General features: G+C 65.0%; 24 protein-coding genes. 8 read left to right on the top strand and 16 right to left on the bottom strand.

The window, feature by feature from the left end; genetic code table 11:
- Positions 1-46: 46 nt before the first annotated feature.
- From BRAD3257_RS12440 to BRAD3257_RS12410, 7 genes are all read right to left on the bottom strand, one after another.
- Complete coding sequence (locus BRAD3257_RS12440) at positions 47-892, bottom strand: CmcJ/NvfI family oxidoreductase (RefSeq protein ID WP_122402072.1); 846 nt, start codon at positions 890-892, stop codon at positions 47-49.
- Between the two features lie 251 nt (positions 893-1,143).
- Positions 1,144-2,082 (bottom strand): ABC transporter substrate-binding protein, encoded by a 939-nt coding sequence (locus BRAD3257_RS12435; RefSeq protein WP_122402071.1) that lies wholly within the window; start codon positions 2,080-2,082, stop codon positions 1,144-1,146.
- On the bottom strand, positions 2,079-3,179 hold the full coding sequence (locus BRAD3257_RS12430; RefSeq protein WP_122402070.1) for an LLM class flavin-dependent oxidoreductase: 1,101 nt from the start codon (positions 3,177-3,179) through the stop codon (positions 2,079-2,081). The genes BRAD3257_RS12435 and BRAD3257_RS12430 overlap by 4 nt, the downstream gene beginning before the upstream one ends.
- A gap of 20 nt (positions 3,180-3,199) precedes the next feature.
- Complete coding sequence (locus BRAD3257_RS12425; RefSeq protein WP_122402069.1) at positions 3,200-4,372, bottom strand: acyl-CoA dehydrogenase family protein; 1,173 nt, start codon at positions 4,370-4,372, stop codon at positions 3,200-3,202.
- Positions 4,366-5,163 carry an ABC transporter ATP-binding protein gene (locus tag BRAD3257_RS12420; protein ID WP_122402068.1) on the bottom strand — a complete coding sequence of 266 codons (798 nt, stop codon included), beginning with the start codon at positions 5,161-5,163 and terminating at the stop codon, positions 4,366-4,368. Before BRAD3257_RS12420 ends, BRAD3257_RS12425 begins: the two co-directional genes overlap by 7 nt.
- Positions 5,157-6,179, bottom strand: coding sequence for an ABC transporter permease (locus BRAD3257_RS12415; RefSeq protein ID WP_122402067.1), 1,023 nt, complete (start codon positions 6,177-6,179; stop codon positions 5,157-5,159). The genes BRAD3257_RS12420 and BRAD3257_RS12415 overlap by 7 nt, the downstream gene beginning before the upstream one ends.
- The gene (locus BRAD3257_RS12410) at positions 6,157-7,257 is read right to left on the bottom strand and encodes an ABC transporter substrate-binding protein (protein ID WP_122402066.1); all 1,101 of its coding nucleotides are present in this window, start codon (positions 7,255-7,257) and stop codon (positions 6,157-6,159) included. Before BRAD3257_RS12410 ends, BRAD3257_RS12415 begins: the two co-directional genes overlap by 23 nt.
- A gap of 478 nt (positions 7,258-7,735) precedes the next feature.
- On the opposite strand from BRAD3257_RS12410, the gene BRAD3257_RS12405 reads away from it, so the two are divergent.
- Positions 7,736-8,716: an ABC transporter substrate-binding protein gene (locus BRAD3257_RS12405; protein ID WP_122406518.1), complete on the top strand. Its 981-nt coding sequence runs from the start codon at positions 7,736-7,738 to the stop codon at positions 8,714-8,716.
- 225 nt (positions 8,717-8,941) lie between these two features.
- On the opposite strand, the gene BRAD3257_RS12400 is transcribed toward BRAD3257_RS12405, so the two are convergent.
- Positions 8,942-9,364 carry a hypothetical protein gene (locus tag BRAD3257_RS12400; RefSeq protein ID WP_122406517.1) on the bottom strand — a complete coding sequence of 141 codons (423 nt, stop codon included), beginning with the start codon at positions 9,362-9,364 and terminating at the stop codon, positions 8,942-8,944.
- A 333-nt stretch (positions 9,365-9,697) separates the two neighbouring features.
- Here BRAD3257_RS12400 and glgC point away from each other — a divergent pair, with 333 nt between their 5' ends.
- From glgC to BRAD3257_RS12385, 3 genes are read left to right on the top strand one after another with little or no spacing between them, the layout of a single operon-like run.
- Positions 9,698-10,960 carry a glucose-1-phosphate adenylyltransferase gene (gene glgC / locus BRAD3257_RS12395; protein ID WP_122402065.1) on the top strand — a complete coding sequence of 421 codons (1,263 nt, stop codon included), beginning with the start codon at positions 9,698-9,700 and terminating at the stop codon, positions 10,958-10,960.
- A complete protein-coding gene (glgA, locus tag BRAD3257_RS12390) occupies positions 10,957-12,417 on the top strand; it encodes a glycogen synthase GlgA (protein WP_122402064.1) in 1,461 nt (486 codons plus the stop codon). The genes glgC and glgA overlap by 4 nt, the downstream gene beginning before the upstream one ends.
- Before the next feature lie 31 nt (positions 12,418-12,448).
- Positions 12,449-12,709: a SemiSWEET transporter gene (locus tag BRAD3257_RS12385; protein ID WP_122402063.1), complete on the top strand. Its 261-nt coding sequence runs from the start codon at positions 12,449-12,451 to the stop codon at positions 12,707-12,709.
- A 37-nt stretch (positions 12,710-12,746) separates the two neighbouring features.
- Here the strand turns inward: BRAD3257_RS12385 and BRAD3257_RS12380 are convergent, their stop codons facing one another.
- Complete coding sequence (locus BRAD3257_RS12380; protein ID WP_122406516.1) at positions 12,747-13,544, bottom strand: DODA-type extradiol aromatic ring-opening family dioxygenase; 798 nt, start codon at positions 13,542-13,544, stop codon at positions 12,747-12,749.
- Between the two features lie 155 nt (positions 13,545-13,699).
- Between BRAD3257_RS12380 and BRAD3257_RS12375 the strand changes: the two genes are divergently transcribed.
- Positions 13,700-13,879 (top strand): hypothetical protein, encoded by a 180-nt coding sequence (locus BRAD3257_RS12375; RefSeq protein ID WP_024339659.1) that lies wholly within the window; start codon positions 13,700-13,702, stop codon positions 13,877-13,879.
- A gap of 7 nt (positions 13,880-13,886) precedes the next feature.
- Here BRAD3257_RS12375 and BRAD3257_RS12370 read toward each other — a convergent pair whose 3' ends face one another.
- Both BRAD3257_RS12370 and BRAD3257_RS12365 read right to left on the bottom strand, forming a co-directional pair.
- Complete coding sequence (locus tag BRAD3257_RS12370) at positions 13,887-15,356, bottom strand: carboxylesterase/lipase family protein (RefSeq protein ID WP_122402062.1); 1,470 nt, start codon at positions 15,354-15,356, stop codon at positions 13,887-13,889.
- Positions 15,357-15,428: 72 nt separating this feature from the next.
- A complete protein-coding gene (locus BRAD3257_RS12365; protein WP_122402061.1) occupies positions 15,429-15,677 on the bottom strand; it encodes a hypothetical protein in 249 nt (82 codons plus the stop codon).
- Positions 15,678-15,866: 189 nt separating this feature from the next.
- Here BRAD3257_RS12365 and BRAD3257_RS12360 point away from each other — a divergent pair, with 189 nt between their 5' ends.
- The 3 genes from BRAD3257_RS12360 to BRAD3257_RS12350 all read left to right on the top strand — a co-directional run bounded on the left by BRAD3257_RS12360 (position 15,867) and on the right by BRAD3257_RS12350 (position 19,341).
- Entirely contained in the window at positions 15,867-18,551 is a 2,685-nt protein-coding gene (locus BRAD3257_RS12360; RefSeq protein ID WP_122402060.1) for a flavin-containing monooxygenase, read from the top strand.
- Positions 18,552-18,684: 133 nt separating this feature from the next.
- Complete coding sequence (locus tag BRAD3257_RS12355) at positions 18,685-18,954, top strand: hypothetical protein (protein ID WP_122406515.1); 270 nt, start codon at positions 18,685-18,687, stop codon at positions 18,952-18,954.
- Between the two features lie 84 nt (positions 18,955-19,038).
- Positions 19,039-19,341 carry a hypothetical protein gene (locus BRAD3257_RS12350; protein ID WP_122402059.1) on the top strand — a complete coding sequence of 101 codons (303 nt, stop codon included), beginning with the start codon at positions 19,039-19,041 and terminating at the stop codon, positions 19,339-19,341.
- A gap of 170 nt (positions 19,342-19,511) precedes the next feature.
- Here BRAD3257_RS12350 and BRAD3257_RS40265 read toward each other — a convergent pair whose 3' ends face one another.
- From BRAD3257_RS40265 to BRAD3257_RS12330, 5 genes are all read right to left on the bottom strand, one after another.
- Entirely contained in the window at positions 19,512-19,667 is a 156-nt protein-coding gene (locus BRAD3257_RS40265) for a hypothetical protein (protein ID WP_164934324.1), read from the bottom strand.
- 100 nt (positions 19,668-19,767) lie between these two features.
- The gene (locus BRAD3257_RS12345) at positions 19,768-20,286 is read right to left on the bottom strand and encodes a septal ring lytic transglycosylase RlpA family protein (protein ID WP_122402058.1); all 519 of its coding nucleotides are present in this window, start codon (positions 20,284-20,286) and stop codon (positions 19,768-19,770) included.
- A gap of 288 nt (positions 20,287-20,574) precedes the next feature.
- On the bottom strand, positions 20,575-22,227 hold the full coding sequence (locus BRAD3257_RS12340; RefSeq protein WP_122406514.1) for an NAD-dependent malic enzyme: 1,653 nt from the start codon (positions 22,225-22,227) through the stop codon (positions 20,575-20,577).
- Positions 22,228-22,383: 156 nt separating this feature from the next.
- Positions 22,384-23,385 (bottom strand): tripartite tricarboxylate transporter substrate-binding protein, encoded by a 1,002-nt coding sequence (locus BRAD3257_RS12335; protein WP_122402057.1) that lies wholly within the window; start codon positions 23,383-23,385, stop codon positions 22,384-22,386.
- A gap of 100 nt (positions 23,386-23,485) precedes the next feature.
- On the bottom strand, positions 23,486-25,816 hold the full coding sequence (locus BRAD3257_RS12330; RefSeq protein ID WP_122406513.1) for a mechanosensitive ion channel family protein: 2,331 nt from the start codon (positions 25,814-25,816) through the stop codon (positions 23,486-23,488).
- Positions 25,817-26,095: the final 279 nt, after the last annotated feature.

Raw genomic sequence — 26,095 nt, 5'->3', positions numbered from 1 at the left:
TTCCGGGAACCCTGCCGGGAATGCCCGGCAGGGCCATCACACTTTGTTACTGCTTGTGGAATACCAGCGTTCGGACCTCGATGCTTTCGCGCGGCGCCGCATCGGCCGGCGTGGTCGGATCGACGAATGCGGTATGCGGCCCGAAGCGGGTGCGACCATCCGTTGCGGAATCGTAGCACTTCAGCAGCAGCGCCTCGTCCGGCGTCATCTCGGGAAAATAGAACCAGCGGTGGTTCGGATTGTACTTCACCGAATAGATCTCGCCGCGGCGGTTGGGATAGATCAGGTCGGAGGCGACGAGATCGTCGGCCGCCACCGTGGTGCCGTCGGCCATGGCGAGCGGTGAATCGCGCAAGGGGCCCCGGATCGGCCGCCAGAGATTGATCACCTGCACACGTCCCTTCAGCAGCTCCTCGGCCTCGTCGGGCAGATGCTCGCGCACGCGATTGGCCCCGGAGACCGCGGTTTGATCGACATGAACGCGCGTCGCCGGCTGACGCGACCCGCCGCCCCGGATGTCCGGGGCGCCCTCGACGCGCTTGCGCACGGTGTGGTCGAAGATGAAGACGCGATCGGCCTTCAGGGTCGCACGCAGGAAGGCTTCGACGGCCGGATAGTACACCGTCCTCACCTCCTCGTCGTCGTAGAAATCCTTCACCTGGGTCGGATGACGCACCAGCGCAAAGCCCTCGCGATCAAGCGAGAAGTTCTGCGCGATCAGCCGCGCGTCGAAGATCGGGACCTGATGCGGCTCCGGCAGCGACGTGCTCTTCGGCTCGCCCGGCGGCGGATCGAAGGCATAGGTGCGCGGCTTGGCTGATGTCGGCGCGAGATAGTTGAGTTCGGCAGTGACGAAGGGAAGCGATTCGATTCTTGTTTCTTGCAGGCCCATGGCCGGTCTCCCGATGTGGTCGTCGAATTGATCTTTGCGGGAGTGCACCGTGCCGCAAGAGGTGCGATGCAAATAGCAAGGAGGGTGTTGTCAGCAGTGAGGAGTGAAGAATGAAAACGTCGAGAAATGCGAGTGTTATGGAAACGCCATTCTCGTCTCACAGATGCTTGAGCGGTTCGTGAGGTCTCGTGCCCCGGACGCGGCGCAGCAGCGCTTCACGCTGCAGCGCGTCCGGGACACGAGAGTGTGTACTACAACCCCGCCTTCGCAATCGCGTCCGCAAACGAGCGGTCGACGATCTCGGTTGCATCCAGCTTCTGCTTGATCAGGCCCCAGCGGAAATAGAGCTCGATCGTGCTCTGCTCGTCCGCGACCACGCCATCATCGATCGGCGCGATGCGAATCTTTGCGCGCGACAGCCAGTTCTGCGGCACGGCGGTCGGGATGTTCATCAGCCTGCCCCAGGTCGCGGCGTAGCTGTCGATATTGTTCAGCGACCACGCCCGCGCCGCGGTGAGGCGCCTGACGAAATCGGTCAGCTCGGCGCGTTTGTCGCGGATGGCCTCGGGCCGCGCCACCTGGAAGCTGAGGCCCGGTGTCAGGCCTTCGGAGGAGATGATGCGGCGCGATTTGAACAGTACCTCCTCCTGGCTGACATAGGGCTCCCAGGTCGACCACGCATCGACTGAGCCTTGCATGTAGGCGATCTTGGCGTCGGACGGCGCCAGGAAGGCGATCTGCACGTCGCTCGCACTCCAGCCGTTCTTCTCGAGCGCGGCGAGGATCAACTGATGGCCGATCGACCCGCGGCCGGTGGCGATCTTCTTGCCACGGAGGTCGGCAAAGGTCTTGATCGGCGAGTTCTCCGGCACGAGGATGGCGAGACCCTCGCGCGTCTGCCGGATCGCGGCGATCGCCTTCACCGGGGCGCCCGACGCGGCGGCGAAGGTGAAGGGCGCATCACCCACGAGCCCGGTCTCGATCGCGCCCGCGCTCAGCGCCTCCAGCAGTGGGGCTGCCGCTGGAAACTCCTTCCACTCGATCTTGTAGGGGACGTCCTTGAGCACGCCGGCCGCTTCCATCACGGCCTGCGAATTGCCCTTCTGATCGCCGACGCGCAGAGTGGTTTGCGCTGCCGCCAGTTCGAACCAACCGAGCAGCAGCGCGCCGGCCAGCATGAGGCGGATCATTCTGCCGCCTCGCCGCGAACGGCCTGTCGCTTGGCGATCAGCTCGCGCGTCAGCGGGATCAGCTCGCGGCCGTATTCGATCGCATCGATCAGCGGATCGAAGCCACGGATCAGGAAATGGCTGATGCCGAGGTCGTAGTAATCGCCGAAGACCTCCGCCACCTGCGCGGGCGTTCCGACCAGCGCGGTGGTGTTGCTGTTGGCACCGGTGAGCTTTGCGATCTCGGTCCAGAGCCGCTTGTCGATCCGGCTGCCCTGGTCGGCGAGCGCGAGCAGACGCCGCGCGCCTGATGTGGCGTGGCCGTCGGCCGGCTTGCGATAACCGGTCTTGTCCTGCAGCGCGGTGGCGCGCGCCAGAATTTCCTCCGCCTTTTCCCAAGCCTGCTTTTCGGTCGGGGCGATGATCGGCCGCACCGACAGGCTGAAGCGCGGCGTCGGCCGCTCGTGCCTCACCGCCGCGTTATGGACACGCGAAGTGACATCGCGCACCTGCGCATAGGACTCGCCCCACAGTGCAAAGGTGTCGGCGTGCTTGCCGGCGACGTCGATCGCCGCGTCGGAGGCGCCGCCGAAATAGACGCGAATGCCTTCGGGACGATACGGCTTCACCTGCGAGAAGGCGTTCTCGACCTGGTAATACTTGCCCTTGTAGGTGAACGGCTTGTCGCTTGTCCATTCCAGCTTGAGCACATCGAGAAACTCGGAGGTACGGGCATAGCGTTCGTCCTTGTCGTCGATCGTATTGCCGTCCTGCCGGAGCTCGGTGGCATTGCCGCCGGTGATGACGTGGAGCGCAACGCGGCCGCGGGACAACTGGTCAAGCACCGCGAACTGCCGCGCCAGCAATGTCGGCGCGGTGAAGCCGGGCCGCTGGGCGATCAGCACGTTGAGGCGGTCGGTATGGTTGAGCACGTGCTGCGCGACCTGGAGCGCATCCGGCGATGTCGAATGGAACGCCAGCAGCGCACGATCGAAGCCGGCATTCTCATGCGCCTTCGCCACCGTCTCGATGTGGGTGGGATTGAGGACCGGACCTTCGCGGACGATGGTCTCGGACGAATTGTTGTTGCTGATGAAGCCGATGAACTCGATCGACATGTCGTCTCCCTGTTGCTGTCCTAAAGGCCCAGTGCGGTGCGGCCGAGGCCGATGCGGGTGGAATCGTCCTGCGGCGTGTGCACGCGCCCGCACAGCACGTCGCGATAGTGCCGCTCCAGCGGATTGCTACGGGACAGGCCGTGATTGCCGGTCAGTGACAGTGCGTCCTCGACCACGGCGACGGCATTGTTGGTCACGGTCAGCTTGATCGCGTTGGATTCGCCGGGCGACAGTTGGACCCCATCATCGAAGTCGCGGGCGAACGTCTCGATCAGCCGCGCATTGACCGCGAGCCGCGCCTCGATGGCGCCGAGGATCTCCTGCGCGCGGGCCAAGGTCGCGAGCGGCGCGCCGAGGCTGGCGGGCACGCGCTGTTTCAGAAAGGAGATCAGCCAGTCGCGCGCCGCGCGGGCAACGCCGTCATAGATCGCGGCGACGAAAACGGTGTGGATGGTCGCCTGTGTGGCGTCGGGCGCACGCCAGTCCGCCGGCTTGCGCAGGTCGACTTCGGCATCCAGCGGAATCACGACGTCTTCGAAGATGACATCGTGGCTGCCGCTGGCGCGCAGGCCATGATGGTCCCAGGTCTCGACGATGCGGGTGCCCGGCAGGCCTGCCGGCACCAGGAACTGGCCGACGCGCGGCTCGGCCTCGTCGGTCCGCGCCCAGACCAGGTACCATTTCAGGATTGGCGAGCCGGTCGAATAGATCTTGTGGCCGGAGAGGCGCCAGCCGGTTTCGGTGCGGCGCGCGATCGTCGCCGGCAGGCCGCCGCGCGCCGGCGAGCCGAGCTCGGGCTCGACGCGCAGCGCGTTGACGAGCGCAAGACCTTCGACGCTCTCGCGCGCGAGCTTGCGCGACAGCCGCGCCGGCCAGGTCTGGCTGTGCGCCATGACGAGATGATTGATGTAGTGCATCGACAGCACCAGCGCGGTCGACGGATCCGCCTTGCCGAAGATGCCGATGACGCGCGCGGCGTACCGCGCGCCCGCTCCGCCGCCGCCATGGGCCGACGGCACCGTCAGCGACAACAGGCCCGCCTCGAACAGTTCACGGAAATTCTCGAACGGAAAGCTGCCGGTGCGGTCGTGCTCGGCCGCACGCGCCGCAAAGCCGGCCGCAAGCGTCTCGGCACGGGCGATGTAGTCGGATTCGCTGTGGGCCGTACGACCCTTGGCTATGGAGGTTACCATGTGGCGTCGAGCCCCAACAGGCCAAGGATCTGACGACGCAGGTCAGCCAGATACGGATCTCCACGATGGCGCGGATACGGACGATCGACGCGGATGTCGGCCTTCACGTGCGCCGGCCGCTCGCTGAAGACGATCACCCGGTTGGCGAGCACCAGCGCCTCCTCGGCATCATGCGTCACCAGCAGCGTGGTAAACGCCTTGCGCTGCCAGAGCGAGACCAGCTCGGCCTGCATGGTGATGCGGGTCAGCGAGTCGAGTTTACCCAACGGCTCGTCGAGGATCAGGATCTTGGGATCGTTGACCAGCGCCCGCGCCAGCGCGACGCGCTGCGCCATGCCGCCGGAGAGCTGGTGCGGATAGGCATTGCGGAACGACGAGAGCCCGACGAGATCGAGCGCGTCGTCCACGCGCTGCCGCTGGCTCTTGAGAATGCTCTGGGCCTCGAGGCCCAGGGCGACGTTGTCCCAGACCGACCGCCAGGGAAAAAGGGTCGGATCCTGGAACACGACCACGCGCGAAGGATGCGGATGTTTGATGCGCTCCTCGTCCTCCCGCAGCCTTCCTGCCTTGGGCTTGTCGAGGCCGGCAACGAGCCGCAGCAAGGTCGACTTGCCGCAGCCGGACGGACCGAGAAGCGCGACGAACTCGCCGGGCTCGACCGAGATGCTGACGTCGCTCAGCACCGGCAGCTCGATGCCGTCGATGTCGAAGGCGTGGCTGACCTGCTCGATGTCGAGCGCAGCGCCGGCGGCCGGATGCGTCACGGCTTCGGCAAGAGCGGTGGCTACCATTTGACGGTCCCCTTCTGCCAGACCAAGAGGCGATCGCGGATCGAAAACAGCAGCGTGATTGCGCCGGAGCAGAGCAAGGACATCACGATCAGCGCCGCATACATGTTGGCGTAGGCAGCCCAGCCCTGCGCCCATTGCAAGTACCAACCGAGCCCCGCCTTGACGCCGATCATTTCGGCGACGACGAGCACGGCGAATGACGAGCCTAGTCCCATGAACAGGCCGACGAAGACGTGCGGCAGCGCCGCGGGGATCGCGACCTTCAGCACCAGGAAGGATGGCTTGGCGCCCAGCGTGCGCGCGACGTCGTAATAGGCGTTGCTGACGCTCGCGACGCCCGACCAGGTCAGCACGGTCACCGGAAAGCCCGTCGCCAGCGCGATCAGGAAGGTCGAAGCGCTCCAGCTCGACGGGAACGTGAAGAAGGCAATCGGCAGCCAGGCGGTCGCCGGCAGCGGACCGATGAAGCGCAGCACCGGATGCACCCAATAGCCGACCGCGCGCGACCAGCCGATCGACACGCCAGTCAAGAAGCCGACCGTGGCGCCGATCAGATAACCGCCGAGCTGGAGCTTGACCGACGCGAACACGCTGTCGAGCAGCTTCGGCAGATCGTCGGTGTAGACCTCGATGATCGCCTGCGGCGGTGGAAAGAACGGCAGCGGCAGCCACGCGAGCTTTGCGGTCGCGACTTCCCACAGCGTCAGGAAAGCACCGAGGGCGACGAGCCATGGCGCCCGCTTGCGCAAAGCCTTTCCGGCCGAGCCGAGATAATCAGCGCCGACGGTTCCGAACAGCGCCACGGCCGCGATGACGAAGGCGGCGATGCCGAGCGAGTGCGTGCGCGACCAGTCGCCGACATCTTCCCACCACAGGCAGGACAGGCCGAACGCGCTCCAGGTGATGCTGGCGAGAACGCCGACGCCGGACTCCCGGATCCAGGTCGCGAGCAGCGGCGCGCGCGAGGTGCGCGGCGCGCCGGAGGCAAGACCGTCAGACAGCGAATACGTCGACATAGATGCGCTCCGCGAATTTGGCGGTGTCGGTGCTCGGCTTGAACACCTGCACGCTCTTGAGATCGTCGGCATAGGCCTTGAGCTCGCGCTTGAGCACGTCGCCGACGGGATGATGGTGATGGGTGTGGTAGCGCACCATGCCCTCGATGTCGGCGAGCGTCGCCGCCTTTGGCGCATAAGGCTGGAACGATTTTGCCGCGAGTGCCGCATTCTGCGAGCTGAACATCGCGGCATCGAGCAACGCCTGCGTGATGGCACGCGCGACCTGCGGCTCCTCGCGCACCAGGCTGCCGCGCAGGCCAAGGATGCAGCAGCTCTTCTCGCGGTATTCGCCATCGAGATTGGACGCGACTTCCTTGTACTGGGTGTCCTTGAGCCAGAGATAGGCGAGCGGGTCCGAGGACAGAAACGCCTGCACCTCGCCCTTCTCCACGGCGACGTTGAGCAGATTGCCTGGATAGGCACGCCAGTCGACGTCCTTGACCGGATCGATGCCGAGCTTGGCGAGCTGGATCGAGAAGAAGTTCTTGTCAGGACCGGCGAGATCGCCGACTGCGACGATCTTGCCCTTGAGATCGGCAAGCTTGCTGACCCCGGAGTCGGCGCGCGACAGCACGCGCATGCAGCCGCCATGGGTGCCGGCAGCGATCTTGACGTCAAAGCCCTGCTCCAGCGGCTTCAGCCAGCGCAGCGCCATGCCGAGGCCGGCATCGCTCTTGCCCGTCGCGATCGCCTCGAGCAACTGGTCGGTCGAGCCGGAATAATTGACGAGCTCAACGTCGAGATTGTGCTTCTGGAAGAAGCCGTGCTCGATGGCAACGGGCACCGGCGCGAGGCACACTGCTCCCGCGTTCCACGATAGTTTCAGCTTGCGCGGCGCGCCGGCGAGAGCGGGCACATCAGAAGCCGTGCGGCATAGCGGAAACTCCGAGAAATCGACGCCGGGCGCGATGGCGCGCGGTGCAAAAGCCTGTGCACCGAGCGCACCGAGTGGCGCCGCGAAGGCGGCGGCAAGCCCTGCCCGAAGCAGATGGCGCCGGTCGAGCGTCGATCCGCTGCGCTTGTTGTCGTTGTTCATCGGCCCCTGGCTCCTGCGCTGGCACGGCTCCGCCGCTTGCGCAACGGTTCGCGTTGCGCATGTTCCGTGCGGAGCTGCGTTGAGAGAAAGTTTTCCCGCCGGCGCTTTTTGCGCCGCGTTGATGCGATGCGCAAATCATGCGGCGCGGCCGCCACATCGTCAATGAAATGGAATTTCGAATGTGACGCGAAGCGAAGTCATTCTCTCCATCGGCGCGTGCGGGAACGATGAAAGGATTTTCGCTGCCGCATCGTCATGCAAAGCGCACCGCGATTCCCTCGCTTGCTTCATCCGTACGCATCTTTCCGCTGCGCAACTCGCGCGTTCTCGAAAGCCTCGCTTCGTTGAAACGTCCTTGCCGATCGCGCATGCAATACGGTTGGCCATTTCATTGACTGCGTATCTCGCGCTCATAGACTTGATCGTCTCGCTGCATCGTCCGCTCACGCCTCGTGAGCGACGCAACAAGACGGATCCAATGAGCATCAACGCCCACGACCATTCCATCACCCGCCGGCTCGCGGCCTCGCTGCTGGCCGCCGCCATCACATTGTCGACCGCTGCCGCATCGCTCGCGGCCGACACCGTCGTCCTGCGCGTCGGCGACCAGAAAGGCGGCAACCGCTCACTGCTGGAGATCTCCGGCTATGCGAAGGACCTGCCCTACAGGATCGAGTGGTCGGAATTTCCCGCGGCGGCGCCGATCCTCGAAGCGCTCAATGCCGGCGCGCTCGACGTCGGCTACACCGGCGACCTCTCCTTCCTCTCGGTCTATGCGACGGGCGCGCCGATCAAGGCGATCGGCGGCACGCGATCGGACGCGAGGACGCAGGCCATCCTGGTGCGTCAGGATTCACAGATCAAATCGGCTGCAGACCTCAAGGGCAAACGGCTCGCCGGCACGCGCGGCGGCTGGGGCCAGTTCCTGATCGACGCCACGCTGGAGAAGACAGGGATCAAGCTGGAGGACGCGACCTTCGCGCCGCTCGGCCCGGTCGATGCCAAGATCGCCCTGCTAGCGGGCTCGGTCGACGCTTGGGCTGTGTGGGAGCCCTACGTCTCGTTCGCGACGCTGAAGGACAAGGCCCGCGTGATCGCCCACGGCGAAGGCCTGACACCGACCATCACCTTCATCGTCGCCTCCGACAGTGCCATCGCCACCAAGCGCGTGGCGGTGCAGGACCTGGTGCACCGGCTGAACAAGGCGCGACTGTGGTCGCTGGATCACCTCGGTGAATACGCGAAGAACACGGCCGAGCTGACCAAGCTGCCGGAAGACGTGTTGCTGTCGGCCTACACGGCACAGCGCACCAGCCCGATCGTGATCGACGAGAACGTGGTGAAGGAAATCCAGGCCGCCTCGGATCGCTCGACACGCTACGGCATCCTGCCGAAGAAGCTCGACGTGAGCCAAGCCGTCGACCGCAGCTTCACGGCTGCAGCCGCGGGATCGAATTAGGCGGAGGCGGCGGGATGCGCGCGCTTCGCCTCAAGCCCGGCCCACTGCATCTCGCCGCGATCGTGCTCATGCATGTTGCATGCATGAGCCTGATCGTATGGCTTTCGTTCTAAAGCGCGATGAAATGAGGCGTGATCGCGACACCAACGAAGGCGGGCTCCCTCTCCCGCTTGCGGGAGAGGTGAAGGATCCGCGGCCATCCATTCCGCTTTAGCCGCGCAGTGCTCACCAATATCTGTAGTAGCGACGGTGGTAGACGCGGTACGGCCGGTAATAGCCATAGCTGTAATACGGACGATAGGGTCGATAATATCGCGGATAATAGGTCGGCCCGTAGCCATAACCGTAGTAGGCCGGGGCATAGCCATAACCGTAGCCCGGATATCCATAGCCGTAATATGGACCGCCATAGTAGCCGTAAGGGCTGCCGGCCGCGATGGCGCTGCCAATGATCGCGCCGGCCGCGAGACCACCAAGACCCCAGCCCCATCCGCCGCCACGCCAATGCACCTGCGCGACGTCGTCGCCGGCTGCAGCCTTCATCGTCGCGACGTTGGTCGGCATCGGGGCCGCCGTGGCCTGGGCGGTTTGGCCCACCACGACTACGCCGGCCAGCGAACAGGCAATTGCCGTCTTCCAGATCCTCATCGTCTTGCTCCCTGTCTGACCTTTCGCTTGGAAAAGGATCGCAGCGCCATGATCGGTCATCCTTGCGCCAAGTCAAAGCGTGGAATTTGCGTGCACCGCACAAGACGCACACTTCCGTTCGATTTACCCGTGTCCGGCGAGGATCGACGACTTCGCCGCCTGTGACACCCGGATGACGGCGCCTGAGGCCCGATCACCCGGCAAAGCATTAAGCTTCCCGTGCATTCGCAACCAACAACCACCTTCACGATTTACTATTCGTGCCATTACTATCGGTTCCATGTGCGCGGCCGGGAGGCTTTTCGCGAGCGCCAGAGCTGTGGGGAGGATGACATGAGTGCCGCGAGACCCGAGCCGCTTGCCCGCCAAGCTCTGGCGTTCGTCCTGGCCGGAGGACGCGGCAGCCGGCTGCTGGAGCTGACCGACCGGCGTGCCAAGCCGGCGGTCTATTTCGGCGGCAAATCCCGCATCATCGATTTCGCGCTGTCGAATGCGGTGAACTCGGGCATCCGCCGTATCGCGGTCGCAACCCAATACAAGGCGCACAGCCTGATCCGGCATCTTCAGATGGGCTGGAACTTCTTCCGCCCCGAACGCAATGAGAGTTTTGACATCCTGCCCGCCAGCCAGCGCGTCTCCGAGACCATGTGGTATGTCGGCACGGCGGACGCGGTGTACCAGAACATCGACATCATCGAATCCCACGCCTGTCGCTTCATCGTGGTGCTGGCCGGCGACCACATCTATAAAATGGACTACGAGGTGATGCTGCGCCAGCACGTCGAGAGTGGCGCCGACGTCACCGTCGGCTGCCTCGAGATGCCGCGGACGGAATCCTCAGGCTTCGGCATCATGCATATCGACGAGAACGGCTGGATCCAGTCGTTCCTGGAGAAGCCGAAAGATCCGCCGCCGATGCCCGGCAAGCCGGACGTCTCGCTCGCCAGCATGGGCATCTACGTCTTCGACGCGAAATTCCTGTTCGACCAGCTCAAGCGCGACGCCGAGGACCCGAACTCCAATCACGATTTCGGCAAGGACATCATCCCCTACATCGTCAAGAACGGCCGCGCGATGGCGCACCAGTACTCGACCTCCTGCGTCCGCTCGGGGAGCGATCTCCGCGCCTATTGGCGCGACGTCGGCACCGTCGACGCCTACTGGGCCGCCAATGTCGACCTCACCGACGTCGTGCCGGAGCTCGACCTGTTCGACCGCGCCTGGCCGATCTGGTCCTATGCCGAAATCACGCCGCCGGCGAAATTCGTTCATGACGAGGAGAGCCGGCGCGGTCAGGCGGTGAGCTCGCTGGTCTCCGGCGGCTGCATCATCTCCGGCGCCTCGCTACGACGATCGTTGCTGTTCACCGGCGTGCGCGTCAACTCCTACGCCAATGTCGAGAATGCCGTGATCATGCCTTACGTGAATGTCGGTCGCGGTGCTCGCTTGAGGAACGTCGTGATCGACCGCGGCGTCGAGATCCCGGAGGGACTCGTCGTCGGCGAGGATCCCGAGTTCGACGGAAAGCGCTTCCGCACCACCGAGCAGGGCATCTCGCTGATCACCCAGCCGATGATCGACAGGCTCAATACATGATGCCTGTTCGCGTCCTCGCGGTCGCCTCTGAAGTCTATCCCCTCGTCAAGACCGGCGGCCTTGCGGATGTCGCCGGTGCGCTGCCGGCTGCGCTGAAGACGCATGGCATCGAGATGCGCACCTTGATGCCCGGCTATCCCGACGTGATGCGCCTTGTGTCAGGCGCAGATGAACTCCGGCGCTGGCCGGATTATTTCGGCGGCCCCGGGCGGCTGCTGGCGGGCTCCCATGACGGGCTCGATCTGTTCGTGCTCGACGTGCCGCATCTCTACGCGCGGCCGGGCAACCCCTATGTCACTGCCGAGGGCATCGACTGGCCGGACAACGGCGTGCGCTTTGCCGCGCTGTCGCGCGTGGCCGCGGATATCGGCCACGGCCTCGTGCCGGCCTTCGTGCCCGACATCGTGCACGCCCACGACTGGCAGGCGGGGCTCGCGCCGGCCTATCTGCACTACGACAATCGTCCGCGGCCCGGCACCGTGATGACCATTCACAACATGGCCTATCAGGGCAAGTTCGCTCCCGAGTTGATCGGATCAATCGGCCTGCCTTGGGACTCGTTCAACGTTCAGGCGCTGGAATATTTCGGCGGCATCAGCTTTTTGAAGGCCGGCCTGCGATTCGCCGATCGTATCACCACGGTGTCGCCGACCTACGCGAAGGAGATCCAGAGCGACGAGGGCGGCATGGGGCTCGGCGGTCTGCTTCGAGAACGTTCGGGCGTGCTGAGCGGCATTCTCAATGGCATCGACATATCGGTATGGAATCCGCAGGAGGATCCGCACATCGCCTACCGCTTCGGCGCCGAGGACCTGACGTTCCGGGCGGCGAACAAGGCGGTGCTGCAGCAGCAGTTCAACCTCGATTCCTCGGACGAGGCGCCATTGCTGGGCGTCATCAGCCGGCTGTCGTGGCAGAAGGGGCTCGATCTCCTGCTCGAGGCCATTCCGACCATCCTGCGCGAAGGCATGCAGCTCGCACTGCTCGGCAGCGGCGATCGCGATCTGCAGGACGGCTACCAGGCTGTGGCCCGCGCCAATCCCGGCCGGATCGGCGTCGTGATCGGCTATGACGAGATTCTGGCGCATCTGATTCAGGCGGGCTCGGACGCGCTGATCGTGCCTTCGCGCTTCGAGCCGTGCGGTCTGACCCAGCTCTGCGCACTGCGCTATGGCGCCGTGCCGATCGTCTCGCGCGTCGGCGGCCTCGAAGACACCATCGTCGACATCGGCGAGGCCGACACATCCGACCGCGATGCCACGGGATTCAAGTTCGGCCCCGTGACGGCGGATGCCCTCGCCGGCACGCTGCGCAAGGCTAACACCGTCTTCCATGACAAGCTGACCTGGCGCCGGCTGCAACGCAGCGGCCTTGCGACCGACGTCTCCTGGCGCAACCGCGCCGGCGATTATGCCGCGCTCTATCGCGGTCTGATGGAATCGCGCCTGAAGGCATGACCATCATCGAATCCATGCTATAGAACCCGGCATGGAACCCCTCGTGATCAAGCTCATCGGCTTTGCCGCCGCCACCTGCACCACCGCGGCCTACGCGCCGCAGGCCATCAAGGTGTGGAAGACCCGCTCGACCGGCGACATCTCGCTCGACATGTTCCTGGTCATGGTGCTGGGCCTGGCGCTCTGGCTGCTCTACGGCCTGCTCTCCGGCGATGCGCCGCTGGTCGCCGCCAACGCCATCACCATGCTGCTCGCCGGCGGCATCCTGGTGATGAAGCTAAGATATGGATGAGGACTGATACCCTCGCCCCTTGTGGGAGAAGGAAGAGTCACCCGCCAAACACATACGATGCCATCGCCACATTGGCGACCTCGTCGACGAAGACGCGGCGTCCGACGTCGCTGCCCGCGGCACCTGCCGCCACCATCAGCGGCAGCAGATGGTCCTCCCGCGGATGCGCCAGACGTGCGCTGGGAGCGTTCTCCCAGTCGACCAGCATCGCGTTGCGGCGCGCGGCATCCGGGTTGCTGATCGCCTCGTTCAGATAGGCCTCGAAATCATACGAGACCGGCCTGGACTCCGGCCGGTTGAAGCCGCGCATGTTGTGATAGGTCAGCCCGCTGCCGATGATCAGAATGCCTTGGTCGCGCAAGGGCGCGATCGCCTTCCCCACCTCGACGTGCTCGGCCGCGTCATAGCTCGACTTCAGCGACAGCAGCACGATCGGCATGTCGGCGTTCGGATACATCAGGCCGAGCGGCACGAACGTGCCGTGATCGAACCCCTGATTGGGATCTTCGCGGCAATCGAAGCCCGCGTGCTTGAGCAGCGCCTTCACTTGCGCGGCGAGCTCGGGCTTGCCCGGCGCAGGATATTTGAGGTGGTAGGTATGCTCGGGGAAACCGTAATAGTCGTAGACCATCGGCGGATGCGGCGATGTGGACACGGTGAAGGCATCGGCCTCCCAATGTCCGGTGATGACGAGCACGGCCTTCGGCTTCTCCGGGAGAAGCTGCGGCAGACGGCCGAACGCCTCGGCGGTCCTGACATATTGCACCCGCCGGTCCTCCATGAAGGGCCAGGGGCCACCGCCATGCGACAGGAAGAGGGTCGGAAATCGCGTCATGGGGCTCGTCTCGTTGACAACAGGCGCGTGCGAGCTGTCCGCACGATCTGCGGTGAGCATAGGCAAAGCAGCATGGTTAGCAAGTCGTTAACGATTTGCCGCCCAGAATCCCGACATGGCCGAAGCAGTCGGCCTGAAGACAAGTGAGACGTGAGATGAGGAAGTTTGCGCTGGGGGACGTCGTCAACAGTGACAAGGGCCGCCGCGGTGTCGTGCGGGCCGCCTTCAAGTCCAGGGACGGCCAGCAGTTCTATGCCGTCGAGAAGGACGGCGCGATCGATTATCTGGAGGAAGACCGGCTGAGCCCGGCGCCCCGCGTCGAGCTGGCGGCTTAGATCCAGCTCATTTCCTGCCATCACCTGCGAGCCGATCGAGACGCTCCGCGAACGGATCGTCTCCGCTCGCGATGCCATCGTTCGTGATCAGCAGCAGGCGATCGCCGCTCGCGCCGTCCCAGCGCGGCAGGTCGGGACCATTGGGATCGCCGCTCCTGGCGAAATTGATCCAGTAGGCGCGGATGCGGCTTGCGACCGCGCGATCACGTCGCGACAAGATGCCTGCACCGGGCACGCCTTCCGCACCGAAGATGAACTGCAACTCCCGTCCGTGGCCGGCTTCCGGATTCGCGCGCCGCGCCTCCGGCACATAGGCGAAACGGTAGCGAAAGGTCGGCGCGCCGCTTGCCGCGTGCAGCCGGGCCAGCAGTCGCACCGGCTCCGAGAAGACATTGTCGGTGTAGAACCTCGCCGCGAGATCCGAGGGCCTGACGAGATCGGGATAGAGCCGGCGCAGTTCACTGCTGGCAATGCCGGACGATGCAAGCTCCTCCTTGATATCGGACTCATTGTCAAAACCCGCCTCGTCTTCATTCGAGCCGATGATCAGAGCAATGCGGCTTTGATGTCCGGCCGCAAAGCCTGTGGCAAGGTCCTCGGTCACCAGACGTCCATCCATCATCGGCGCGAAGCTGCGCGGCGCTTTCCCGAGCAGATGCTTTTCGGCGGCAAGCAGGCGCCGCGGCTCGGTTGCGCGCAAATCTGTCTTCGGCCCGAGCGCGGCCACGAACTGCCGGCCCACGGCCTCCGCCTCTTGCACTGAGCGGAGGCGCGCGCGGCCGGGCACCGATTGCAGGATGGCCTTCTGGAAGAGATCGCGCGCTTGCGCAGACAGCATCAGCAGCGCGATCGACGTCGCGCCTGCATCGCTGCCAAACAAAGTGACGTTATCAGGATCGCCGCCGAAGGCCGCGATATTGTCGCGCACCCAATGCAGCGCGGCGATCTGGTCCATCAGGCCGTAATTTCCGGAGCCGTCATCCGACAGCGCGGGGTGCCTGAGCCAGCCGAGTGCGCCGAGGCGATAATTCACGGTGACCACGATGAGGCCCGCCTGCGCCAGCTTGGCGCCGTCGAACAGCGGATCGTTCGCGGTGCCCGTGACGAAGCCGCCGCCATGGACGAACACCATCACCGGCAAAGGGCCGTCGACCCCGAAGGGACGGAACACGTTCAGCGTCAGGCAATCCTCGCTCGCCTCAGGCAGCGACGGTTGTAGGCACGGCGCGCCGTACTCGTAGGCGGTGCGCATCTCCGAACTTTCGGTCGTCGGCTGAGGCGCTTGCCAGCGCAGCGCGCCGACCGGCGGCGCCGCGTAAGCCAGTCCCTTGAACGACGCCACCTCGCCTTCCACGGCCCCGAGCATCTGCCCCTCACGCGTCAACGCGAATGGAAATTGTCCGACCGGCTGAGCCGCGGCCGACCGTGCGCAACACAGGACTGCGGAAGCCGCAACAAGTGCAAGCAAGGACCGCATCTTCGCAAGATCTCGATGAGGGGCCCGGCAGGTTATGTCCAGAGCCGTCAGCGAAGCAAGCCTCGCCCGCGCCTATCTGCCCTTGCCCTTTAGCTCCGCCAGCGCGCGGCGCGCGATGATGCCGAGCTCGCCGAGCGTGGAATGGCCGGACTGCGCCGCCTCGATCAGGCGCTCGGCGATGAACCTGCGGCTGTCGTGATCGCCGCCATGCGGCAGTTGCCGGCACGTCTCCTCGAGGACGACGTCCATGTTCGCTTTGGTGCGCTCACTCAACTCAATCATGACGCCCAGCCGGTACGCGTGGCTTGTAAGCGCAAGCATACACGCAAGGATGCGGTCTGATTACCCCGTGCTATCACGGCCATTGTGCATCGCGGTGCGTGTGGTGCCGCAACATTCGCGCGTCACGATGCCGCCGCAAACGACCACCCTAGGATTGCACTTGCTGTAATGACAAGCTGAACCTGCGGCGATAGCCTGCCGGCAAACAAAACACACGGGAGGAATGCCATGTCTGACGCGATGGTTGCCACACGTGCCTCCTACGAGCGCGGAACCGCTCAGCAGGTCGATGTCGCCGTGGTCGGCGCCGGATTTGCCGGCCTCTATCTTCTCCATCGCCTGCGCAAGGCAGGGTTCTCGGCGGTCGGCCTCGAAGAGGCCGGTGATGTCGGCGGCACCTGGTACTGGAACCGCTATCCGGGCGCGCGCTGCGACATCCAGACGATCGACTACAGCTACACCTTCGATCCGGAGCTCGAGGCTGCGTGGACATGGTCTGAGAAATACGCGACCCAACCCGAGATCCTGCGCTACCTCGGCTTCGTCGCCGACCGCTATGACCTCAGGCGCGACATTCGCTTCAAGACCAGGGTCACCGAAGCCAGATGGGACGAAGCGTCCGAGCGCTGGCTCATCACCACCGATAGTGGCGCACCGGTCTCCTGCCGTCACTACATCATGGCCACCGGTTGCCTCTCCGCGCCCAAGCCGCCGGAGATCGACGGCGTCAAGGACTTCAAGGGCGAGGTCTATTTCACCGGACGCTGGCCGCATGACGGCGTCAATCTCGCGGGAAAGCGCGTCGCCGTGATTGGGACGGGCTCGTCCGCGATCCAGTCGATCCCGCTGATCGCCGAGCAAGCCGCACATCTGACCGTGTTCCAGCGCACGCCGAATTTCGCGCTGCCCGCGCATAACGGCCCGCCGCCGTCGGACCGTATGAGCCTCCTGCAAAGCGACCGCGCCACCTATCGCGCACAGGCGCGCCAGTCGATGGCCGGGGTGCCCTATCCGCAACAGACCGTCGTGAGCTGGCAATTGAGCGATGCCGAGCGTCGCGAGCGGTTCGAACGTGCCTGGGCCGCCGGCGATCTCGTCCACATCCTGACGCAGCTCTGGGCCGACCAGGCCGTGGACGTCGACGGCAACAAGATCGTCCAGGACCTGATCCGCGAGAAGATCCGCGCCGCCGTCAAGGATCCCGAGACCGCCGCGGCACTCACGCCGCATGATCATCCCTTCGGCGCCAAGCGTCCCTGCCTCGACACCAATTACTACGCCACCTACAACCGGCCGAACGTCACGCTGGTCAATCTGCGCCAGGAGCCGATCAAGGCGATCACCGCGAGCGGCATCTCCACCAACGGCCGCAGCTTCGACCTCGACGTCATCGTGTTCGCGACCGGCTTCGATGCCATGACCGGCGCGATCCGCGCCGTGCATCCGATCACCGGGCGCGGCGGCAAGTCGCTCTCCGACGTCTGGGCGCAGGGGCCGCAGACCTATCTCGGCCTCACGGTTGCCGGCTTCCCGAACTTCTTCATGATCACGGGCCCCGGCAGCCCGTCGGTGCTGTCGAACATGGCGGTGTCGATCGAGCAGCATGTCGACTGGGTGGTCGATCGGCTTGCCGCGTTACGCGACGCCGGCTTCACCACGATCGAGCCGACCGAGACGGCGCAGGCCGGCTGGGGCCGGCACATGGCCGACTGCTCGATGCTGACGCTGCACCGGCTCGCCAACACCTGGTACACGGGCGCCAACGTGCCCGGCAAGGTGCAGGGGCTGATGCCCTATACCGGCGGCGTCGGCCCCTATCGCAGCATCTGCGACGAGGTCGTCAGTCGCGGCATGCTCGGCTTCAGGCTCACCGGCCCTGATGGCGCCGCGCAATGCAACGATGGGGAGGTGGTGCGCCTGCAGCCCGACGTGCGGCTGGTGCTGAACCTGCTCGCAACCCTCAACCTGCCGCCGATCGAGTCGATGGGCGCAGAAGGCGCGCGCGCCTTCGTGAACGAGTTCAACAAGGGCCGTCCCGCCGGACGACCCATCGGCGAGATCGTCGACGGCACCCTGCCCGGTGCCGACGGTCCGCTGCCGTACCGTGTCTACAAGCCCGCAACGGCAGGACCGCATCCGGTCGTGGTCTATTTCCACGGCGGCGGCTGGGTGCTCGGCGACGAGCAGTCGGACGAGCCGTTCTGCCGCGACATGGTACGCAGGACCGGCATGATGTTCGTCAGCGTCGGCTATCGCCACGCGCCGGAGCATCGTTTCCCGACGGCTGCCGAAGACGGGTATGCGGCAACCCGCTGGATCGCCGAGCACGCTGCCGAGCTCGGCGGCAGACCGGGCCCGGTGCTGGTGGCAGGCTGGAGCGCCGGCGGCAACATCGCTGCCGTCACCTGCCAGCTGGCGCGCGATCGCGGCGGCCCCGACATCGCCGGCCAGCTTCTGGTCTGCCCCGTCACCGACTGCAGCTTCGATCGCCCGTCCTACAACGACAACGCGACCGGCTACTTCCTGACGCGCTCGCTGATGTACTGGTTCTGGGACCTCTACTGCTCGCCGATGGACCGCACCGACCCGCGGGTCTCGCCATTGCGCGGCAAGGTCGAAAACTTGCCACCGGCCTTCGTCGTCACCTGCGAGTTCGATCCGTTGCGGGACGAGGGCGTCGCCTATGCCGAGGCGATGGCCGCAGCCGGCGTCCCGGTCGAGCAGCTGAGGGCGCGCGGCCATTTCCACTCGTCCTTCACCATGGTCGACGTGGTGATCACGGGCGTGTCGGGCCGGGTGCAGATGGCCGGGGCCTTGCGCCGCTTCGCCGGGCTGCCGCCGGAGATCAGCCGCGGCGAGAGCAACCAGGAGCACGACAGCCCGGGACGCAGGATCGCGGCCGCCGCAAGCTGAGGAGCGCCGGGCGGCCGGGAACCTTTTCCTGGCTGTCGCGTTGGGTGGTCGTGGCTTTGAGATGCAGCGATAGGTGTGTAGGCCCCAGCACGTGGATGTGTGTGCTGGGGCCGTCCTTTGCGTGAGGCAGGCGATGGGGGACGTCCGGGATTCAAAGGTCGATTTCGGCGCGCTCGCGGTGCTGCATAAATGGCCATCGCTTGCAAACCAGCGACGGCCGGACCGGGAGCCTTACCAGGTCCTCGAAGGCACGCTCGACGATTGCATTTCGGCGTTCATGCAGAAACCGGTGACGACCAGGCATCTCTACGAGATACGCACGGGGGCGCAGCCGCCGCTGGTCACGGAGATACTCTCACCCGAACACGTGATCGAGCTGTCGCGCTTGAGAGAATTTCTCTGACGGCCTTCACAAGCACGCGAGCAGGAACCTTCTTCCGGTTTTTCCCGTTGTCAGAGATCGGAAGCAAAGACGTGAGCACCTCACATGCTTGAAGCTGGCGTATCTTCCGTCGTGCCCTACGGCGCAGACCAGACCCTCTTCGTGGTGATCGACCGCCGCGACGAGGCGACCGAAATCCCTATCGAGCGTAGCGATCTTGAAGCCACCATCGGTGAACTCGTTGCCGGCTGCTTCAACGATCCCGTCAAGGTGATCTCGTTCAACACGCTCGAGCATTGGATGAAGGACATCTCGACCGATGTCGTCGGCGAGATAAAGGCGCGCTGCGACATGTACGGCATAGAGCTACCCGATTACCTCAGCGACTTCGTCGAGAGCCACAGCTGAGCGGGCATTGTCTCAATTGCGCAGACAGGGAAGCAAACCCGGATGGGCTTGCCGCATGGTTCGTCAGAGCTAAAGCATGATCCGGAAAAGTGCGAAGCGGTTTTCCGGAAAGATCATGCGTAAACAACAAGCTAAAGCGCGATGACGATTGATCCAAATCTCATCGCGCTTTAGGCGCGGCGATGCTTGCCGGCGATGACCTCGATCTCGCGACGGCGTTCGCCGGCAAAGGTCAGGAGCTTCTCGATCGTCAGCGTATCCGTGATCCGTTTGGCGAGCCGCTCGGCGCGCGCGGCCTGATCTTCGAGATACTGGATCGTGTTCAAGCGCCGCCTCCCCCCAAAGCCCGGATGTGGGCAGCCATGATGCTTGAAAAGCCGCTAACAGCCGGTTAAGCGCACCCCATCGGTCTCGACGAGTCGCGCTTTATTGCACGACCTCGAGCCTGACATTGGTGATGCCCTTGTCGACCATGCCGAGCGCCTCCGCCGCGGAAGGCGAGATGTCGACCACGCGCCCGCGAACGAAGGGCCCACGATCGTTGACCCTGACGGTGACGACGCGGCCGGAGGAGGTATCGGTGACGCGCAGCTTGGTGCCGAACGGCAGCGTGGGATGCGCCGCGGTCAACTCGTTCTTGTCGAACTTCTCGCCGCTCGCGGTCTCCGTATCCGAATAGAAGCTGGCGACGCCGTGCGATGCCGTCTGCTTCGCGTCGCCGCCGACAGCGCGCGCCCGGCTGGTCGGATGCGGATGCAGCGCCGCCAGCCTATGCGGGCGCTCCACCACAGCCTGCCGGCCGGGAGCGGCCAGATCGGCCTTCTGGCGACCGACCGGCGACTGCGCGCAAGCGGCGAGCGAGGCGGCGCCGGCGACGGCAAGCAGCAGCCGGCATGGGGTTGCGAGGGAAATCCGGGCAGTTTCGGCACGTGCAATGCGAGACATGGTACGCCCCTCCGAACAGCCCGGATTTTCGGTGGGCAATGAGGGCAGAACCTTGTCGGAACAAAAGCGGCCCTGGGGCCGCGTCCGTTTCGCGCCAGCTGTGACGATTCCACCACAGTGACCTGTTCTGAATCGGGACAGACGGCCCCTAAGGCGCAATGAAATGAGGCTTGATCGCGCAACGACGGAAGTGCGGCCCCTCTCCCACTTCCCAGGCGGGAGAGGTGAACGAGCCAGCGCCTGACCGGATTTTGGTTCTGGCGTCGATCAACCCGTCGGCCCGATGGCTCAGTAATGCGGCTCGTACATCTGGGATTGGACCAGGGCCTTCACGTCGTTGGGTGCAGGTCCGTCGGCGAGCCCACGTTGGTAGGCAACGTCCGCAACGGCCGCCGCGATGCGGACCGAGACCTCGCGGATGCGCGGCAGTGCCGGATAGAGACTGCCTTGCGCGAGATCCTCCTTGCCGACGCAGTCGGCGAGCGTGTGGGCCGCCGCCATGAACATCTCGTCGGTCACCAGCTTCGATCCGCTGGCGATGACGCCGAGCCCGACGCCGGGGAAGATGTAGGAGTTGTTGCCCTGGCGCGGCACGAAGCTGCGGCCGTTGAGCGTCACTGGATCATACGGACTGCCGCAGGCGAACAGCGCGCGGCCCTCGGTGTAGCGATAGGCGTCCTCCGCCGAGCATTCCGCCTTCGAGGTCGGGTTGGAGAGCGCGAATACGATCGGCTTCTCGTTGAGCTCGGCCATGGTCTTGAGCACTTCGGGCGTGAAGGCGCCGCCGACCGCGGCGACGCCGATGATCGCCGTGGGCTTCAGCGTCTTGATCGCGGTGAGGAAATCGGCGATCGGCGCCTGGCCGGTGTGGGCATAGCGGAGCTTGTGGCCAGAGAGGCCTTCGCGACCACCGACGACGAGACCGCGGGAATCAACCAGCCAGTTGCGCCGGAGCGCATCCGCCTCGGAAGCGCCCTCCGCCATCATGGCGGAGACCACGAGATCGGCGATGCCGGTCGCCGCCTCGCCCGCGCCGAGGAACAGGATGCGCTGATCCCTGAGCTTGCCGCCGGAGACGCGCAGGGCCGAGAACAGGCCGGCGAGCGCCACGGCCGCCGTGCCCTGGATGTCGTCGTTGAAGACGCAGGCTTCATCCCGGTACTTGTGCAGCAGCTTGAACGCCGAATGGTTGGCGAAATCCTCGAACTGGATCAGCACGCCCGGGAACGTTTTTCGCGCGGCCTGCATGAACTCGTCGACGAAGCTGTCATAGGCCTCGCCCGTGAGCCGCCGCTCGCGCAGGCCGATATAATAGGGATCGTTCAAGAGCTCTTCGTTATTGGTGCCGACATCGAGCACGATCGGCAGGCACAGTTCCGGATGCACGCCGGCGCAGGCCGAATAGAGCGACAGTTTTCCGACCGGAATGCCCATGCCGTTGGCGCCGAGATCGCCGAGACCAAGAATGCGCTCGCCGTCGGTGACGACGATCAGCTTGGCAGGGTAAGGCCAGTTCTTCAGAATCTCCGCGATCTGGCCGCAATCGCGCGAGGAGATGAACATGCCGCGCGGCCGCTGGAAGATCAGGCCGTATTTCTGGCAGGCGAGCCCGACGGTCGGCGTGTAGATGATCGGCTGGATCTCGTCGATATTGTCGACGACGACGCGGAAGAACAGCGCCTCGTTGCGGTCATGCAGCGCGTTCAGCGCGACGTATTTTTCGAGGTCCGTCGGTAGCGTGCGTAGATTGGTGAGCACGCGCTGCGCCTGTGTCTCCATCGTCAACACGCATGGCGGCAAGAGGCCTCGCAGGCCCAGTGCCTCGCGCTCCGCTTCAGTGAAAGCAGTGCCCTTGTTGAGCAAGGGATCGCGCAGCAGCGTCATGCCTTGCTGCGAATTGGACGACGTCGATTGGGCAACGACCCGGGCAGGTCTATTCACGAATTCCCCCAAGGAGCTTCACATTGAACCGCACACATTGTCGGCCAGCGCGCCATCCAGATCAAGGACGGAGAGACTCGGGCACCGATTGTGATCTCGCACCGCAGCGAGATTTTCGCGAACGCCTGGCAGGCGCGCGAGAAAAAGTTAACGGCGCTATTCCGGCGTGATATCGGCCGCCTTCACCATCGGCCACCATTTTGCGGTCTCGGCCTTCTGGAAAGCGGCGAGTGCTGCGGGGCTCTGCTGCTCCGGTGGCGGAATCTCCTGCCCCAGCTCGGCAAAGCGCTGCTTGACGGACGCATCGGCCAGCACGGCGATGATGGCCGCGTTTAGATTCGTGACAATGTCCTTCGGTGTGTTCTTTGGTGCCCAGATGCCGTGCCAGTAGGAAATGTAGAGACCGGGCAGACCCGCCTCGTCGACGGTCGGCACGTCGGGCGCAGACGCAAGCCTTGTCGGCGACGTCACCGCGAACGCCTTGATCGCACCGCTCTTGACGTGCGGCAGCGAGTTCGACGCCTGGTCGAACATGAGGTCGATCTGCCCGGCCACGAGATCGATCATGGCGGGCCCTGCGCCGCGATACGGCACGAACTGGAAGTCGGTGCCGGTCTTGTCCTTGAAGAAGACACCGGCGACGTGCGCGCCCGTGCCGGCCCCGGCCGTGCCGGCGGTGGCCTTGCCGGGGTTGGCCTTCAGCCACGCGATCAGCTCTTTCAGACTGTTTGCCTCCAGCGACTTGCGACCGACGATGAGCTGCGTCCCCATCGCGATCATTGCCACCGGCTCGAAATCGGCGACCACGTCATAAGGCAGCTTGAGGATCGCACCGTTCAGCACATGGGTACCCCAATGGCCGATCGTGATCGTGGTACCGTCAGGTGTCGCGCGCGCGACGCGGGCGCCGGCGATGCTGCCGGAAGCACCCGCCACGTTCTCGACAACCACTGTCGTGTGCAGTTCGCCCGCGATGCGCTCGGACAGGATCCGCGCCAGCGTATCGGTCGGGCCACCCGCCGCAAAGGGCACGACGAGGGTGACCGGGCGCGACGGAGACAATTGGGCGCCCGCCGACCCGGCGAAGGCAGCAAATCCGACCAATACGCAAACGACCATCACATGGCCGCGCAATCCGGCCCAGAGTCCTCGGTTCATCCCGCCCACCCTTCTTTCTTCGCCCGCATGTTGTTCGCGGGCTGGGGCCAGAGTGAACGCGGCCGGATCGATAGAGGCAAGCCGGAAATTTTGGGATTGCTTATGCGGTCACTCGCCGCGGCGTCGGAGTGGCGGCGCTATCGGCCGGTGGCGCGATGTGCATCAGGATAGTCTGGGTGGCGGATGCGACCTCGATGCCGTTCTGCTGGAAGCGCAGCTTCATGCGCCGGTTGAACTCGCGCTGGACCGGCCAGCGCCCGGCCTCGGTGCAGCGGATCTGGCCGACGATCGACACCATCGCGCCGTCCACCTTGTCGACGCCCCACAGCTCGAGGTCGCCGCGGATCAATGCGCGGAATTCCGGTTCGCGGCGCATCTCGTCGACGATGTCCTTGAGGATCTGGCCGGCGCGGTCGGTGTCTTCCTTGTAGGCGACGTTGACGCTGACCGAGGCGTTGCCGGCGCCGCGGCTCGCATTGGTGATGGTCGTGACCGCGCTGAACGGCACGATGTGCACGGCGCCGTCGCCGGCGCGTAGGCGAATGGTGCGGATCGAGACGTTCTCCACCACGCCCGCGAGCCCTGACAAGCTGACATTGTCGCCGACCTGGACCGTGTTCTCCAGCAGCAGGAACAGGCCGGTGATGAGGTCCTGCACCAGCTTCTGCGAGCCGAAGCCGATCGCGATGCCGACAATGCCGGCGCCCGCGAGCAGCGGCGCGACATTGACGCCGATCTCGCTCAGCGCCGTGAGGCCGACGACGGTTGCGATCAGGCAGAGCAGCGCGGTGCGGAGCATCGGCTGGAAGGTGCGCAGGCGCGCCGCACGGGCATAATGCCCATCGCGTGACAGTGCATTGATCTGGCGGTCCAGCAACGCATTGCTGATTTCCCAGATGGCCGCAGCGATAAACACGGCGATGCCGATCGTCACCACGGCGGAGATCAGCCGGCCGCCGATCTGGCCGCCATAGAACCAGACGATGGCGTCCACACCCCAGACTTCGAGCACCGCCACGAAGCCGATGAAGGCGATCACGCTGGATACGATCCGGCGCAACAGCGGTAGATAGCGGTTGGCGCGGATCTCGAGGACGGGAAAGCGCTGGAGGATTTCCGGCTTGATGCGGAAACCACGGTCGATCAGGCTCAGCGTCACCATGATGGCCACACGCGTGACCAGCGCCACCGCGATGGTGCCCACGAAATATTGCAGCAGCAGCGAATAACCGTTGCGGATGTTCAGCGCCCAGACGGCCCACAGCGCCAGATCAAGTGCGATGGCAAGATAATGCCAGCCGCCGGCGATACGGTTACGCAAACGGGCTGCAATCCCCTGCCGCTCGGCCGGCGCGCGGATGGCGTCGGCGACCTGGCGGCGGCATTGCAGGATGATGACGACGATGAAGAGATGCACGACCAGCATCACCATGCGCAGCAGTGCGGCGTAGCCGGCGCGGTGCAGGCCGAGCAATAGCGCCACATTGGCAAAGGCGATGCCGGTGACGCCGACACCGACGATGCGGCGCGCCCAGATCTCGATATAGGCCGCAGTCTCGGCCCGCAGCGGAAACAGGCCGAACGGCCCCGCCAGCGCCCGGACCACGCAGATGAGCCCGCGCGAAAACGCATAGGCGTTGACGACCGCGAGGATCACGAGGCGAACGGTCGTGGGCTCGCCGATCACCGTCCCGAGCAGCGCCGTGGCGACACCAACGAAGAGCACCACCGGCAGCAGTTCGAGCACAAGGCGCCCCAGCACGAAGGGCAGCCGTGACAGGACCTGCCAGACCCGCGCAAGACTGTGGCGGCGCTTGTTCAACTCGGGTGCGGGAGTGACATCGGCCACCGATGACGGCGGGTCGGCTACGGGCAGCACCTGTGCCGGCAGGTGCGCGGTTTGTGGCACGCGTCCTTCCAGGAACGCGACCGGACGGCGGATCAGGCGAAAGATCACCCACTCGGCAGCGAGGGCGCACCCGAGCACCAGCGCCAGCTTCCAGGCGATCTCGATCAGGAGGTGATAGGCCGCGGGATCGTTCGCGGTCCGCATGATCCAGTAATAGAACGCCGGAAAGTGCGTGAGCGTCCGCGCCATGCCGGCGATCTCGCTCGAGATCTCGCCGATCTCCTCCGACACCGTGAGCAAGAGCTGCGCACCGAGGCCGTCGGCCGAGAGCGGGATCGGCGATTTTTGCTCCGGCGCTGCCTGCTGCGGACCGGACGCGTTGGCGATCACGCGGAGCGTATCGATCATCTGCGCGCGCTTCTTGTCGTCTTGAAGGGTTTCCAGCGCGCGTTTCGCCTCGTCAGGCGAGAGTGTGGCGGCGCTGTTTGCCGCGGGCGGAGGCGGCTCGGCGCGGGCACCGGAGAGAGATGGAATCGTGAGGAAGAGAGCGGCGAGGAGCGCCGCGGCCAGCTTATGCGACACGAGGATTCCCTGAAAAAAAATGAATGCACCGGCGGCGTCGGGACCGTGACCGCCGAAGCACATGCGTCATGTCGGATTGCCGTTATTCGCCCCGGCCCTGTGTCGGAAGTTGGCCTTTGAGGCGACATTCTCTTGGCATTTGCCGCAATGCAGGATCGGGAGCCGCGGCATCACCGACGTGCTGTGATGCGCCAAAGACCTCTTGCGCCAATGCGGAGCGACGGCGGGGAGAATGGGAACAGCGGGATGTCAGAGAAGCTCGTTGCGACAGCCCGTCAC

Source organism: Bradyrhizobium vignae (assembly GCF_900324035.1).
GTDB classification, from domain to species: domain Bacteria; phylum Pseudomonadota; class Alphaproteobacteria; order Rhizobiales; family Xanthobacteraceae; genus Bradyrhizobium; species Bradyrhizobium vignae.
The sequence above is the reverse complement of the archived record's forward strand: the minus strand, read 5'-3'. Positions and strand labels throughout refer to the sequence as shown.

Bases quoted from the DNA above. Each gene is read 5' to 3' on its own strand.
- BRAD3257_RS12355 (WP_122406515.1), top strand. From the start codon at position 18,685: ATGGGGGACGTCCGGGATTCAAAGGTCGATTTCGGCGCGCTCGCGGTG.
- BRAD3257_RS12425 (WP_122402069.1), bottom strand. From the start codon at position 4,372: ATGGTAACCTCCATAGCCAAGGGTCGTACGGCCCACAGCGAATCCGAC.
- BRAD3257_RS12385 (WP_122402063.1), top strand. From the start codon at position 12,449: ATGGAACCCCTCGTGATCAAGCTCATCGGCTTTGCCGCCGCCACCTGC.
- BRAD3257_RS12370 (WP_122402062.1), bottom strand. From the start codon at position 15,356: ATGCGGTCCTTGCTTGCACTTGTTGCGGCTTCCGCAGTCCTGTGTTGC.
- glgA (WP_122402064.1), top strand. From the start codon at position 10,957: ATGATGCCTGTTCGCGTCCTCGCGGTCGCCTCTGAAGTCTATCCCCTC.
- BRAD3257_RS12405 (WP_122406518.1), top strand. From the start codon at position 7,736: ATGAGCATCAACGCCCACGACCATTCCATCACCCGCCGGCTCGCGGCC.
- BRAD3257_RS12400 (WP_122406517.1), bottom strand. From the start codon at position 9,364: ATGAGGATCTGGAAGACGGCAATTGCCTGTTCGCTGGCCGGCGTAGTC.
- BRAD3257_RS12350 (WP_122402059.1), top strand. From the start codon at position 19,039: ATGCTTGAAGCTGGCGTATCTTCCGTCGTGCCCTACGGCGCAGACCAG.
- BRAD3257_RS12420 (WP_122402068.1), bottom strand. From the start codon at position 5,163: ATGGTAGCCACCGCTCTTGCCGAAGCCGTGACGCATCCGGCCGCCGGC.
- BRAD3257_RS12410 (WP_122402066.1), bottom strand. From the start codon at position 7,257: ATGAACAACGACAACAAGCGCAGCGGATCGACGCTCGACCGGCGCCAT.
- glgC (WP_122402065.1), top strand. From the start codon at position 9,698: ATGAGTGCCGCGAGACCCGAGCCGCTTGCCCGCCAAGCTCTGGCGTTC.
- BRAD3257_RS12435 (WP_122402071.1), bottom strand. From the start codon at position 2,082: ATGATCCGCCTCATGCTGGCCGGCGCGCTGCTGCTCGGTTGGTTCGAA.
- BRAD3257_RS12375 (WP_024339659.1), top strand. From the start codon at position 13,700: ATGAGGAAGTTTGCGCTGGGGGACGTCGTCAACAGTGACAAGGGCCGC.
- BRAD3257_RS12365 (WP_122402061.1), bottom strand. From the start codon at position 15,677: ATGCTTGCGCTTACAAGCCACGCGTACCGGCTGGGCGTCATGATTGAG.
- BRAD3257_RS12335 (WP_122402057.1), bottom strand. From the start codon at position 23,385: ATGAACCGAGGACTCTGGGCCGGATTGCGCGGCCATGTGATGGTCGTT.
- BRAD3257_RS12415 (WP_122402067.1), bottom strand. From the start codon at position 6,179: ATGTCGACGTATTCGCTGTCTGACGGTCTTGCCTCCGGCGCGCCGCGC.
- BRAD3257_RS12440 (WP_122402072.1), bottom strand. From the start codon at position 892: ATGGGCCTGCAAGAAACAAGAATCGAATCGCTTCCCTTCGTCACTGCC.
- BRAD3257_RS12380 (WP_122406516.1), bottom strand. From the start codon at position 13,544: ATGACGCGATTTCCGACCCTCTTCCTGTCGCATGGCGGTGGCCCCTGG.
- BRAD3257_RS12430 (WP_122402070.1), bottom strand. From the start codon at position 3,179: ATGTCGATCGAGTTCATCGGCTTCATCAGCAACAACAATTCGTCCGAG.
- BRAD3257_RS12345 (WP_122402058.1), bottom strand. From the start codon at position 20,286: ATGTCTCGCATTGCACGTGCCGAAACTGCCCGGATTTCCCTCGCAACC.
- BRAD3257_RS12360 (WP_122402060.1), top strand. From the start codon at position 15,867: ATGTCTGACGCGATGGTTGCCACACGTGCCTCCTACGAGCGCGGAACC.